Below are 12,968 nucleotides of genomic sequence, written 5' to 3'. Positions count from 1 at the left end.
AATGGGGGAAAACTCAGAGAAAGCTCGAATCAACGTTCGTACTGTTGGTAGAAACGACGCGCTGCTTCGTGATACGGGAGGCCTTGCCAGTTTACCGCCAACTCCAATGGAATCAGGCCACCGATACTGGCGCCCGTCGGACTTTGGTGATAGATCGCCTGCAGTGATTCGCTTACCAATCTGGATGGTGCATCTCGACGCACGACGAGCAATGCGGTCGTTGCAAGCGTTTGCACCGAACCTGCGCCTTCGAGGCCATAGTCTTTCATCGGGATCTCGTAAGGGCGGAACATAGGCTCCTCCAATGCCAGGGTCGCAGCATTGCTGATGGGTAACATCTCAAAACCTTCCGCATGAAGCATATCCCTCACGCCTTGTTGCCCAACCTTCACCACGACCACAACGACTTCCGCTTGGCGGCGCAATTCTTCTTGAAACCAATCGCCATCGATGGTGGAAAGTTCTTCGATGTCCATATCAAAGTGAGTTAGTAGACGTATCGCTGCTTGCCGGGTTCCGGATGCTTTGGAGCCGAGCATAATGCGTTTCGAGGCGACATCTTCAATGCGACGAATACCTAATTCTTTTCTCGCCAAAATATGCACGGCTTCGTAAAACAGCGGTGCCACCACCGCGACTTGATCCGATCGGACAGCAGACTCCTGCATGATCGCCAAGTGTACTTTGCCGTCTTGCAATTGCTTCAAATTGTCGAGGGAGCCGTTGGTTGGGATCACATTGGGGTGCAATCCTGTTTCGCGTTCGATTTCAGCGGATATCTGACCTGCGAACTGGAAATACATGCCACCAGGTGATCCAGAAGCAATCGTGACTCTTCGGGGGAGCGTGTTGTCACGAACGACTTCCAGCATGCGCGGTCCGACGAGCCAAGTCACCAATCCGGCGACGAGTAAGAAGAGGACGATATTCTGGGTCAAGCGTTGCGAGGGAGTGGGCTCGACATTGCGAGTGCCGGAAAGAGCAGCGACGACCGGTACGTTCGATAGCCAATACTTGGCCTGCCTCCACATCGAAGGGGGACGCGCTGAAATCGGGGATCCCTGATAGAAGCGTTCGAGATCGTCCGCCAACTCACGGGCTGTCGCATAGCGTCGCGAAGGAGCTTTCTCTAGACACTTCATGACGATCGTATCGAGATCGGGATGGACATCTGGCCTGGACAAACGAACGCTGGGTGCAGGCCGGTTCATGACTTGCATCATCGTTTGGAGGACCGTCTCGGCTTGGAAGGGGGGTTTGCCAACGAGCAACGCATAGAGGATGGCACCCATCGCATACACGTCGGTCGACGCACCCTGCTCTTCGCTCTTTCCCGCCGCTTGCTCAGGTGACATGTAGCTAGGAGTGCCCAAAGCAGCGCCGGTCGCGGTGAGCCCTTCGTCGGCTCCGATTCGCTTTGCCAATCCGAAGTCCGTTAAAACAACCTCATCTTCCTGTGTGATCAAAACATTGGCCGGTTTCAAATCCCTGTGGACAACACCTTGGGAGTGCGCATAGTCGATGGCCCGGGCAACATCCCGGACATACCGAACTGCCTCTCGGACATTCATCGGCCCCTCGCTCAGCTTTTTGGCCAAGTCGGTTCCGGGTACATAGTCCATGGAGAAAAAGTGATGTCCCTCGTGCTCTCCGCAATGGTAGATCGTAATGATCGATGGGTGCATCAAGCTCCCTGCGCTGCGAGCCTCAGCATAGAATCGTATCACTTCATCGTCGCTCGCCAGCGCACCCGAGCGGATCATCTTGACCGCGACCTGACGACTTAAGTTGGATTGGGTCGCTAAGTAAACGACCCCCATACCACCCCGTCCAAGTACTTTTTCCAATACGTATTCACCGAAACGGCAGGGCAACGTGGCTTGGGTGTTGTCGAGATTGGGAAGTGCGGAAAAGCTGCCTTGCCGCGAAATCGATCGCGTCGGGGGCGGGAGGGTTGATTCGTCTGGGGACAAGGACCTGCCGCTCCAATTCCCACCGCTGGCGCCTGGAAGGGTGACAGCGTTTGGATCCGCAAACGACTTGGACGCCGGTAAGCTCTCATCGTCGATCGGCTTCGGGGCGCGAGACTCCCGATCCGATTCCTCCGCTTGCGCGAGCATCGGACCTGCCATCGATTCGATCCAATCCGCGGTATCTAAAAGCTCGCTGAGATGATTCGCGTATTGTGGGTAACGCTGTAGAAATGTTGCGCGATCCTCGGGATTTCCCACATCATAACGGCGCATGAATTCTAGAAGCGCTCGATCCAACTCCAACTCGGAGTCATCATCAGGTTCATCGTTCATGCGAAGAGATTCATCCGAAGGATTGTGAAGGCGAAGAGTCCGTGACCCGTTCGTGCCAAATCACCTCTTAGAATACCCGATTCCCCTCGCTGGCTCCACTGGAACGTTGTTGGGGCCGGTAGGCCGAGCCATCCGCTCAGCCCGCCGTTCGCTTCTCCTCAGAAATAGCCAAGGCGAGTGTCGCTTCGAACAATTCAACGGAAATTTGAAACTGCGGTGTCTCGGAACGGTATCGTTTGCAATGTTCCGTGATCAGTCTGTACAGAAAGCGGAATAGATTTCGCGGGGTACCCAGCGACTGAAATGCAGCAATCATTCGGCTCTCGGTAAGCCCATTCTCGAACAACGACCTAGGGCTGACCGGAATGTTGCCACTCGAGCAAGCCTTCATGCGGGCGGCGAGCAAGTCATACAACGCTTCCCCGGTCCAGTCGAACGACGGGACCACATTCTGCTTATCCAATCGCGCACGCTCATGGAATTCACGCGTTTCGCGATCAACGAAATACTGCAACTCGCTCGGCAACAACATCTTGATTCCGAAATGATCGTGCTTGAGCAGTTTATTGTCGAGCAAAGGCCAGACCAGAAGCTTCATCCGCTCCGCCAAGCCATTGACCAAATCCGGCTCATCGACCCGATCGACAATCACAATCATCCCAGGGTAACCAAGCGATCGAAGGAGCAACTGCAATTTTTCCAGCAACGCGTAGCGATCATCCGAACGATTCGAAACGGGTAAAGGCTGCTCATCAAGCTCCTTGCCGGAAAATCGCATCATCAGCCCTCGAAGCTGTCCCGCGTCTCGGGGGATGACGCGTAAATTGCGAACAATTCCTCGGGCCAACTGGAAACATCGAAACCATCGAATTGCGTACAATCCCCAAGCGATCGCGAGCCCAAGGGGAATGAACCATAACATCCGCTTGAGCTGAAGTACCTCGGACTGCACCAGGAAGATTCCGAGACCAATCACCAATAGCGTCCCCAAAATGCCAACAAGGAGCGGAAGCCACGTTGAGAGCGAATAAAACCGAAGTTTGGAACGAAGCCGCTGAATCCGATCGGCATGCGTTCCGACCGACGAACGATCGTATACCGATGCCAACAGCAGTAGGTCCCGTTTTTGCCCTCGATCCAACGTCCCGAGCGTGTCGATCGCAAGATTGTGTTCGATCGGTCGGACGGAAGACTGGACTCCGAGGATTTGGTCGACCAAAGGCGTCATAGCCTCCGACAGAATCGCATCCATGTGGTCCCAAAGGTGCAGCCCCTGCAAGACTTTCTCTGGGTGAGCCTGAACCCGCTTGGAGAACCGTTGCTGGAACGGGCCCAAGTACGCGTTGAAATCATCGAGCTCTACCAAATAGACCTTCGAATGCGGATTTTTTTCGTTGTGGCTGGCGATATGCTTCTTCAACTGAAGCCGGATCGCGGTCTTCCCTGAACCTTTTGGGCCAAAGACGATCGAAGTGGCAGGCTGGCTGGCGTCCCCAACGACCTTGCTCCAGGAGGGATGAAATATCCCGGAAATGCAAAAATCCTGGAAAACGGCGTCGGTCTGGGCGTCCTCGTCGGAAAAGGGATTCCGTGTCAGCTGGTGATGCTGCAAAAATTCTTGTTCTGTCATACCTGGATGCAACCTCTCTGCTTGTTCAGTTCCCCCAATTTACCACGCTTCTAGAAGGCATCTTGGAAATTTTTCCGGGATTTGCTAAAGCTCGAACAAACCGGTGCGCTTTGCACCGACTTCCACCCCGAATCACCACGGTGATCGGATGGGAAGTCTGAACCGCCGTCGATCGCAGAACCTTGGCAGGAGGCCGACATGATTTCTCCTTTGGATATCAGCACCAGTGCATTGGTGGCGCAGCGCGTCCGACTGAACACCATCTCCGGCAATATCGCGAACATGTCGACCCTGAAGAACGAAGACGGGGAAAACAAACCCTACCAACCTCGCTTCGTGGTCTTCAAAACCGATGAAGACCAAGCCGAAGGGGGAGCAGCGGGCGTGAAGATCGATACGGTCGAGATCGATCAGTCGGAGCCCAAATACCGCTATCAACCCGATCACCCTCTGGCCATCAACGAGGGGAAATGGAAGGGGTATGTCGCCTACCCGAACATCGACATGAATGAACAGTTTGTCGACGCCCTCGAAGCGTCGCGCGCCTACGAGGCGAACGTTGGGGTGATTGAAGTCACCAAGGGCATGACCCGGCAAACCCTTAGCATCCTGGCTTAATCATGCAACTGCGAGGCCAGGAACTCTTTTCCCATCATCAAGATCGAGTCCAGCAAATGCTGGATCAGATCGCGTCGCGCCAAAAGGTCATCGACGATCAACCTCAAGAAGAGACTCCGTTCGCTTCGCTGATGACCGAAGGTATAGGTCGTGTGAACTCGCTTCAATTGGACTCTCAAGATCTGGTCGAGCAACTTCTCTCAGGCGGCGATGTCAATCAAGCGGAAGTGTTTACGAGCGTTCAAAAGGCGGACATGTCATTCCGCATGCTGGTCCAAATACGAAATAAACTCATGCAAGCTTATGAAGAACTAAACTCCATACGCGTGTAAACCGGATGGGGCCACGGCCCCCTCCTTCGATCGAACCATACAAACCGCCGACATAACACGAAACGCAGAACATGAATCAACTCACCAAGCTCTCGCAACAACTGCAAACCTTGTTTGCAGGAATGACGGCACAAGCTCGGGTTCTTGCTGTTCTTCTCGTTGCCGCGATCGCTGCAAGTGTGGGGATGCTCGCCACGACCTACCGTTCCAGCAGCGGTGAGACGACTTACCTGTTTGATGGTGAGAGCTTCAGCGAGGAACAGCTAAGCCGATTCGAGATGGCCTTTAGCGCCGCCGGACTCCGCGAATGGGAACGCGTGGGATACCGGATCCAAATCCCGGCTGCGAACAAAACGGAATACCTCAAAGCCGTCGCGGAAGCCAAGGTCCTACCAGGGGGCCTCCACTCGCAACTAGACGAGGCGCTGAAGGAAAGCAATTTCCTCGAATCGACTCGGACAACCGAAGCGAAACAACTCTCCGCGAAACTCTCCTCTATCTCGCGATCGCTGGAAACGATGCCCTTTGTTCACAAGGCGTTTGTCACGTTCGATGAAAAGCGAGAAGGCTTCTCATCAAAACGTCCCAAAGTGGCTTCAATCGCCATCCTGCCTCGGCACAATACTGGACTCACGAACGATCAATCCCGCAGCATCATGCAATACGTACAAAAGTCGATTGCAGGTCTCGGTGCAGCCGACATTGCCCTACTCGACCTTAGCACAGGTCAAACACGGACTGGCGAAGACGACCCTCTCGCTTTAGAACAAGAACGCTACTACCAAATCAAAAAGCAACGGGAGCAAGATCTCAAGCGACGCGCCCAACAACTGCTCACCGACTACGGAAATGTACGAATCGAAGTCAATGTCGACATCGATCCCACATTAGGTAAAGAAACGAGCAACATCAAATACGACCCCAAACCGACTACCGTGCAATCCAGCACGTCCAAGCGGGATTCGGATCTCCAAAAAATGGGCCCAGGGGGAAGACCCGGTACCGAACCGAATGCCTTGGCCAATCGCAGTGCATCGATCAGCCCCACTCCAGAACAAATCAATAAGGAAAAGGAATCGACAGAAAGCACCAAACAAGTCGTTGGGAGCACTCTGTCCACGATCCGCGAAGCAGGACTGCAAACCAAACAAGTCTCTTTCTCCGTCCTCCTTCCCTTTTCCTATTATCGAACCGCTTATCTGGGTGAATGGTTACAGCTGAACCCAGACAAAAAGACCGAAGATGCTCCCCCTTTTGACGAAGCCACCCTGGCAACGGTGAAACAGAAGGTCGAGGCAAATGTAAAAAGTGTCTTGACGGCAATCGTGCAAACGTCGATCGAGGGGGAAGCCAAAGTTCCGAATATCACCGTCAGCCACTACGTCGACTTCCCCGACGAAGAGATAGCCGGCCCGTCGGTCATGACACAAGCCCTCGATTGGCTTCAGCAGTCATGGCAGACGCTCATGTTGGCTGCCATCGCACTGGCTGCGATCGTATCGATGCGAAGCTTCGCGAAATCCGCCCCCTCTTCCGACGAACGACCGTTTGAGAACGGTTTTGATATCCCGATCGATGATGCAATCGATCTCAACCTTACGAGCCTAACGGGGGAAGAAGATGAATCTTACCCCGGTGCATCGAAAAGTTCTGAACCCGGTGTGCCGCCCAAATTCAAAACTACCGGCGGGGACTTGAAGAGCAACCTTACCAACATGGTCCGCGAAAACCCGGACGCTGCCGCGACCCTCCTTCGCAACTGGATTGGCGGTACGCAGGCCTAATTCGATTCAGATCAGAATATCGCGGATGACTTTTCCGTGGACGTCGGTCAATCGACGTTCTAGTCCGTTGTAGTAATAGGTTAGCCGTTCGTGATCTAACCCCAAGAGATGCAGAATCGTCGCATGAAAATCGTGCACGGAAACCTTGTTCTCGATGGCCTTATAACCGAACTCATCGGTTGCACCGAAGCTAAATGGGGCTTTGACGCCGGCACCTGCCATCCAGCAGGTAAAGCCTTCGGGATTGTGATCCCGACCGCTCGCTCCCTTTTGAAACGTTGGCATCCGTCCAAACTCGGTGCACCACACGACCAACGTGTCCTTGAGTAGTCCTCGCTGCTTCAAATCCTGGATCAGCGCCGCAGTCGGTTGATCCAACACCGGGCCATGCAAATTGTATTGCTGCTCCAGTGCCTTGTGCCCATCCCAATTGCTCACCCCCTCTCCGCCCGTTTGGTAGGCGCCGTTGAAAAGCTGCACGAAACGCACCCCCTTCTCGAGCAATTTTCGAGCGAGGAGACAGTTCTTGGCGTAGGAGGCCTTCAAAGGATTGGATGTGTCGTCGGCCCCGTAATTCGCAAGGGTCGTGGCGGTCTCCGTCGCAAGCTCACTCATCTCAGGAATGCTGAGTTGCATGCGGGCAGCCAGCTCGTAACTCGCAATACGGGCTGCTAGTTCGCTGTCTCCCTGATAACGCTCCAGCATCCGCTCGTTCATCCGCTTCAAATAATCGCGTGCTCGGCGATCCGACTCCGCAGACGTCGCCTCCGGTCTCGCTAAATTGCGGATCGGTTTGAGCGCGTTGAAATCGGTTCCTTGATAGGCCGCCGGTAAAAATCCTGGCCCCCAATTGTTCACTGAATTTTGCGGTGTTCCCCTCGGATCCGGAATGGCGACATACGCGGGGAGATTCTCATTCTCCGTCCCCAATGCGTAGGTGGTCCAAGCTCCCATGCTGGGGAAACCATCGAGCGTGAAGCCCGTGGACATGAAGTTTTCGCCAGGACCATGGGTGTTGGTCTTCCCATATACCGAGTGAACGAAACAGAGATCGTCAGCCAATGCCCCAATGCGAGGGAGCAAATCAGAAACCATCTTGCCACACTCCCCCCTCGGACGAAATGTCCAAGGGCTCTGGGTCACATTCCCTTGCTCTCCCTGAAATGTGATCAATTTGTCTGCGCCAGGCAATGACTGCCCATGCCTGCGGATCAACTCAGGTTTGTAGTCAAAGGTGTCGAGATGACTGCAAGCTCCTGAACAGAAGATGACGAGTACTCTCTTGGCCGCCACCGGGAAATGCGATGGCCTCGCGGCAAAGGGTCTTGAGGGATCGATCGACGGACGAATCGGCGACTTGCCGCTGACGATTGCGTCACCCGAATCTTCACCTCGCAACAACCCTTGCTCGGAGAGCATTGCCGCCAGCGCAATTCCACTTAGCCCTGTTGCAGCATGGGCCAGGAAAGCTCTTCGTTCGAGCAAGTGCGCACTTTGCGGGATCTTTAAGGAGGACATGCAGGATACCGAGAGGGAGGCGTACTAGGGCAGAAAAACAAACTCGTTCGAATTCAAAAGAACCCGGCAAAACGCAGTCAGACCTTCCGATTCGATGCCTTCTGATTGGATGAAGGCGAAAGCATCGAGTAACTCGTCCCGCGTTGGTTCCCGCCCCATGCAGAGCCAATAACCACGTCGGACTTGGGATTCCAGATCCGGACCACCTTCCCGTATCAATCGATTCGCCAGAAGCTGCGCCTGTTGCAATACAAAGGGACTGTTGAATAGGTTGAGCGCTTGCATCGGAGTCGTAGAGCGATTCCTTTTTGGAACCGAGATGGAGGAGTCTGGACAATCGAATGCACCGAAGACCGATTCCCGTTCCATACGAACCTTGGTCATATAAACCATGCGTCTCCAATCTTCGATCGAATACGCCTTCTTGGGAAAGTAGTGGCGAACATTCTCCAATTCAACTTCAAAACCGCTGAAACCCGGTCCATACATACGCAGATCCAAGGAGTTCGTGACGGCGAGTATGCTGTCCCGAATCCCTTCCGCTTCCATTCGCCGGGGAGGGAATCGCCACCACCATTGAGTGCCTCCGTCCTTGTGCATGGCGTCCTCGCGGGATTCGCTGCTCTGACGGTAGGTCGCTGAGTGCAGGATGAGTCGGTGCAATTGCTTGAGCGAACCGTTGTTGTCCATCAGATACCTGGCAAGATAGTCCAGCAACTTAGGATGGGTCGGTGCGACTCCGGCTTCACCAAAGTCATTTGGCGTATCGACCAACCCTTTACCGAAATGGTATTGCCAGACTCGATTCACGATGACGCGAGATGTTAACGGGTTACCCGAACTCACTATCCAGTCGGCCAATGCTAGCCGACGCAATGGCTCTGGAGTCGCGTCGTCGATTGCGAGGCTACCTAACGCGGCGATCGTTCCAGGTTCGACCCTCTCGCGAGGGGCCGTGGGCTCCCCCCGAAACAAGCGATGTGTCGGGCCCGGCTGTCCGAATATTCCCGCGTAGACGGTCTGCGATGCGATCAGCTGTTGGCGGCGTTGCTCCCATTCGAGAAATTCGGCGAGCAACCTCCTACCGCGGTCGGCTTCGTCTGCCGCAAATCGTTCAAAGTCATATCGGGCCACCAAGGGAGCGTTAGACGGGGGCATGCGATCGTCGGACGACGCGATCGGTGTCCACCGACCCAAGGTCTGCGCGGCTTCGATTCGATAGCGAGTGGCCAGCCGATCGGAGAATCGCCCCTCGCGATCGCGAGCCCAAACAACCCGATCGATCCGCATCGGCTGAGGGAACTCCAATTGAAGCGATCCTTTTCCGGGCTCGTTCGAGATCCAACTGGCGGAATTGCCCCCCCGTCCGTCATGAATATGTTTCAGCTGGTGAATCTCGTAGTTCGGCAAGGAGCTAGATGCTGTCGCGATGGTCCCTTCAGAGGCGAGGGCGACATTCTTTCCATCGGAGAAGACTTCGAGCTCATCGATGCATGGTTCGCCGCTATTGGTTTCTTCGATCACGAAGCGCAGGTACCGGGCTTCGATCGGGGGAAAGGATTCCGTGTTTCCTTTGGCGTTTACCGGCGGACGGGATCGGCTGGGATCTTTCAGAAACGGAGCCAAGCTCTCCTGGAGCCGTTCCAGTCGTGCGTCGATCTGCGCTAACGATTGCCTCATTGATTCGCTGAGTGGGAGTTTCCGTTCTCCATGTTCGACGCCTGCAAAGATCGCTTGCATCGCATAGTAGTCCGTCTGTCGAATAGGATCGAATTTGTGGTTGTGGCAGCGTGCGCAACCGACAGTAAGTCCCAGAAAAACGGTACCCGTTGTCCCGACCATATCGTCCAACTCGTTCTGTCGCTGCATAAGTGTCAACGAGGGATCTGGGCTCTTGACTAGATCGTAGGGCCCCGCAACCAAATAACCGGTTGCTTCCGGCACTCCCAAAACATCGCCGGCAATCTGTTCCCGAACGAATTGAAAATAGGATTTGTCTGCATTCCATGCGCGGATCACGTAATCGCGATAGGGCCAAGCATTGGGGCGTTCCCGATTGGTTTCGAAGCCGTTCGTTTCGGCAAAGCGAACCAGGTCGAGCCAATGCTGTCCCCAGCGTTCGCCGTAATGGGGACTTTGAAGCACCCGTTCCACAAGATTCGTATACGCTTCGGGTGAAGAATCGTTTTCGAACGCGAGAACCTCTTCCGGTGTGGGAGGGATCCCCAACATGTCCAGGTAAAGTCTCCGAATCAGCATGCGTTGGGAGGCGAGCGGGTTCAGTGCAATGCCTTGTTCTTGTAACTCTTCCAAGATAAACGAATCGATTGGATTCGCGATGAAGGGGTGAGCGATCGAAGGTGGAATGGGTGAGAGTAGGGGTTGGAAAGACCAATGATTGGACAGAGGGGGATCGTCCTGGTCATCGGATGTGGGGGAAGACCATGGAGCGCCAGCGTCGATCCACGCGATCAGGAGATTGATTTCTTCGTTGGAGAGGCGATTGGATTCGTCGGGCGGCATGACCCTACCGGCCTCTTTACCTTGAACCAAAGCGACGAGATGGCTACTTGAGCCATCGCCTACCACTATCGCCGGTTCCCCCGAATCTCCACCACGTAGCATGGATCGACGGCGATCGAGTCGAAGATCGCTTTCTTGAGCATCCGTTCCATGGCATTCGAAGCACTTGCTCGAGAACAACTCGCGCACCCGATCCTCAAGCCGCGCCGCATTAGAAGTGACGGTGGCCGTTTTGGGTCCATTCTGGGGTGCTGCGGTGGCCTGCGTGTGCTGGCCTACGAGTAGTCCCATGCATCCGGTGAGGACAAGGCATCCAGTCGTTAGGAATCGCATGAAGAATCCGACAAAGCGGTTTTGAAGGGAGGGAAGGCGCGCAAGGGTCGATGGCTGAATCTATAGTCTACACAAAGTCGCACTCACATTGGTATTTGCGTTGTGACCATCCAGCATCCTCGCTTATTGGAACCGATGGGGGAGGTTTCTCGCCACGGCGCCATGCCCGCAAAGGAAGAAAATGGGGGGCGATCGGGGCTCCGGGAGAGGGAGTGAGTGTGCATGAACATTCACTTCGTTTAGAGGCAACCATCGCTCGTTGCTCGGGTCTCACGGCCCTTGGAACAAAGTTGACGAAGCTGCAGGCACAGAGAACTGCACTACATGCGAAGTGGAGAGAAGGGGATAGGATTAGTAAATCAAGCCGTGTCGGATTCCGAATTCCATCAAGTCCGATTTCGATGCCAAGTTCAGTTTGGTCATCATGCGCGAGCGATAGGACTCGATCGACTTTACACCCACACGCAATTGGTCCGCGATGGCTTGATTGGTGTATCCCCGCAACAACAGCCCGAGAACTTCCTTTTCTCGCTGACTTAATTCTTCCAATGGATCTTGCGCTTGCACTGGATTCGAGAGCAGGGCCGGGGGATCGGCAAGAGTTCCCAAATTGATATAGAGTTTTCCATCCATCACCGATCGCATTGCATTGAGCAGATCGACATCGGCAACCGATTTCACGATGTAGCCATGCGCGCCGCTGGCAAGCATCTTTCTGACGATTTCTCGATCATCGTGCATCGTCACGACGAGTACTTTGCTCTTCGCATTTTGGTATCGAATATGGTTGATCGTCTGCGATGGCTCTCCCCCAGGCATGGAAAGATCGAAGAGAATCAAATCGGGTTGCAACGCTTGGGCTGCTTGCATCGTTTCGCTTGCCGATCCCGTCTCACCGACAATTTCAAAGTCTCGTTGGGTCTCAATGAGAAGTCGTATACCAGCTCGCACCAATGCGTGATCGTCTGCCAGCAGCACCCGCGTTCTCGTCACGATGATATGTCCTCTGTGCGAGCTGGAAGCACCGCATGCACGGTAGTCCCATTTTCGGAACTCATAACCTCCACCTGACCTCCGACGGACATAGCCCGCTCTCGAATACTGATCAGCCCATTTCCGGACAACACCGGTAGGGCTCGAGAAAGAGCCATCCCTATGCCATCATCCCTTACACGGACATGAAGCTCCTGACGGTCTATCGATAATTCTACATAAACAGAAGAAGCGTTTGCATGCTTGATCGCATTCGCCAGCCCTTCTTGAACAATTCGATACACCGTCGTCGCATAATTCCGCTCAAACGCAATCGCATCCATTCCCTGGAATGCGGTGGTGATGGTTGCTTTCGAGGATAGCTGCATATCGCGAACCAATCTTTCAATCGCTTGAGTCAATCCCAAGGTATCGAGAACGGCGGGATGAAGACCGGAAACGAGTCGACGCAACTCGACCAAGATCTCGGCTCCTGTTTTTCGGATATCGGAGAGTTCACCTCGAAGTTCGTTGGATTGCGGGGATTCCTCCATCGCGCGCAGGCGGAGAAGGACGCTGGTAAGCGATTGTCCGATTCCGTCGTGTAATTCTTGTCGAAGCCGCTGTCGCTCGGATTCTTGGGCGAACATAGATCGCCGCAAAAAGAGCATACGGCTTTGAGCGAGCTGCTGAATGGGGCGAATCATCCAAAACCAGAGTGCAGGCGCTAGGAGAAGTGTCAGTAGGCAAGAATCGATGATGGCCTCAAAGACCGTACTGCTACCGCTGGGGAGGATGAACGGTAGCAGCGACATTACAACGAACTCCGCTCCAAAAGAGAGAAGCAGGACGATCGCGTAAAGTTTGTGAGGTTTGACCGGGTACGGTGTTAGGTCGAGCCTATCGGTCATGTTCGCGACCGCGATGGCAGATTGGGAGCAGAATCATGATC

9 protein-coding genes are annotated in these 12,968 nt (G+C 54.4%); 3 read left to right on the top strand and 6 right to left on the bottom strand.

All coding sequences use genetic code 11. The annotated features are described in order from the left end of the window. Nucleotides 1-29 precede the first annotated feature (29 nt). Both SH467x_RS14490 and SH467x_RS14485 read right to left on the bottom strand, forming a co-directional pair. A complete protein-coding gene (locus SH467x_RS14490) occupies nucleotides 30-2,306 on the bottom strand; it encodes a TAXI family TRAP transporter solute-binding subunit (protein ID WP_482367823.1) in 2,277 nt (758 codons plus the stop codon). Between the two features lie 136 nt (nucleotides 2,307-2,442). Beyond that, entirely contained in the window at nucleotides 2,443-3,936 is a 1,494-nt protein-coding gene (locus tag SH467x_RS14485) for a hypothetical protein (RefSeq protein ID WP_482367822.1), read from the bottom strand. 198 nt (nucleotides 3,937-4,134) lie between these two features. Here SH467x_RS14485 and flgC point away from each other — a divergent pair, with 198 nt between their 5' ends. The 3 genes from flgC (at nucleotide 4,135) to SH467x_RS14470 (ending at nucleotide 6,670) form a co-directional block, all read left to right on the top strand. Then, nucleotides 4,135-4,554, top strand: coding sequence for a flagellar basal body rod protein FlgC (flgC, locus tag SH467x_RS14480; RefSeq protein ID WP_482367821.1), 420 nt, complete (start codon nucleotides 4,135-4,137; stop codon nucleotides 4,552-4,554). A gap of 2 nt (nucleotides 4,555-4,556) precedes the next feature. Beyond that, nucleotides 4,557-4,886: a flagellar hook-basal body complex protein FliE gene (fliE, locus tag SH467x_RS14475; RefSeq protein WP_482367820.1), complete on the top strand. Its 330-nt coding sequence runs from the start codon at nucleotides 4,557-4,559 to the stop codon at nucleotides 4,884-4,886. Between the two features lie 71 nt (nucleotides 4,887-4,957). After that, nucleotides 4,958-6,670 (top strand): flagellar M-ring protein FliF C-terminal domain-containing protein, encoded by a 1,713-nt coding sequence (locus tag SH467x_RS14470; RefSeq protein ID WP_482367819.1) that lies wholly within the window; start codon nucleotides 4,958-4,960, stop codon nucleotides 6,668-6,670. A 6-nt stretch (nucleotides 6,671-6,676) separates the two neighbouring features. Here the strand turns inward: SH467x_RS14470 and SH467x_RS14465 are convergent, their stop codons facing one another. The 4 genes from SH467x_RS14465 to SH467x_RS14450 form a co-directional block, all read right to left on the bottom strand. Further along, nucleotides 6,677-8,188, bottom strand: a complete 1,512-nt coding sequence (locus tag SH467x_RS14465; RefSeq protein ID WP_482367818.1) for a DUF1501 domain-containing protein — start codon at nucleotides 8,186-8,188, stop codon at nucleotides 6,677-6,679. A 24-nt stretch (nucleotides 8,189-8,212) separates the two neighbouring features. After that, on the bottom strand, nucleotides 8,213-11,044 hold the full coding sequence (locus SH467x_RS14460; protein WP_482367817.1) for a PSD1 and planctomycete cytochrome C domain-containing protein: 2,832 nt from the start codon (nucleotides 11,042-11,044) through the stop codon (nucleotides 8,213-8,215). Between the two features lie 351 nt (nucleotides 11,045-11,395). After that, nucleotides 11,396-12,037 (bottom strand): response regulator, encoded by a 642-nt coding sequence (locus tag SH467x_RS14455; protein WP_482367816.1) that lies wholly within the window; start codon nucleotides 12,035-12,037, stop codon nucleotides 11,396-11,398. Further along, nucleotides 12,034-12,927: a sensor histidine kinase gene (locus SH467x_RS14450; RefSeq protein WP_482367815.1), complete on the bottom strand. Its 894-nt coding sequence runs from the start codon at nucleotides 12,925-12,927 to the stop codon at nucleotides 12,034-12,036. The genes SH467x_RS14455 and SH467x_RS14450 overlap by 4 nt, the downstream gene beginning before the upstream one ends. Nucleotides 12,928-12,968: the final 41 nt, after the last annotated feature.

This window comes from Brakhagea slesvicensis (genome assembly GCF_052161625.1).
Classification (GTDB): domain Bacteria; phylum Planctomycetota; class Planctomycetia; order Pirellulales; family Pirellulaceae; genus JBKCUI01.
This window is presented reverse-complemented; position numbering and strand designations above follow the sequence as displayed.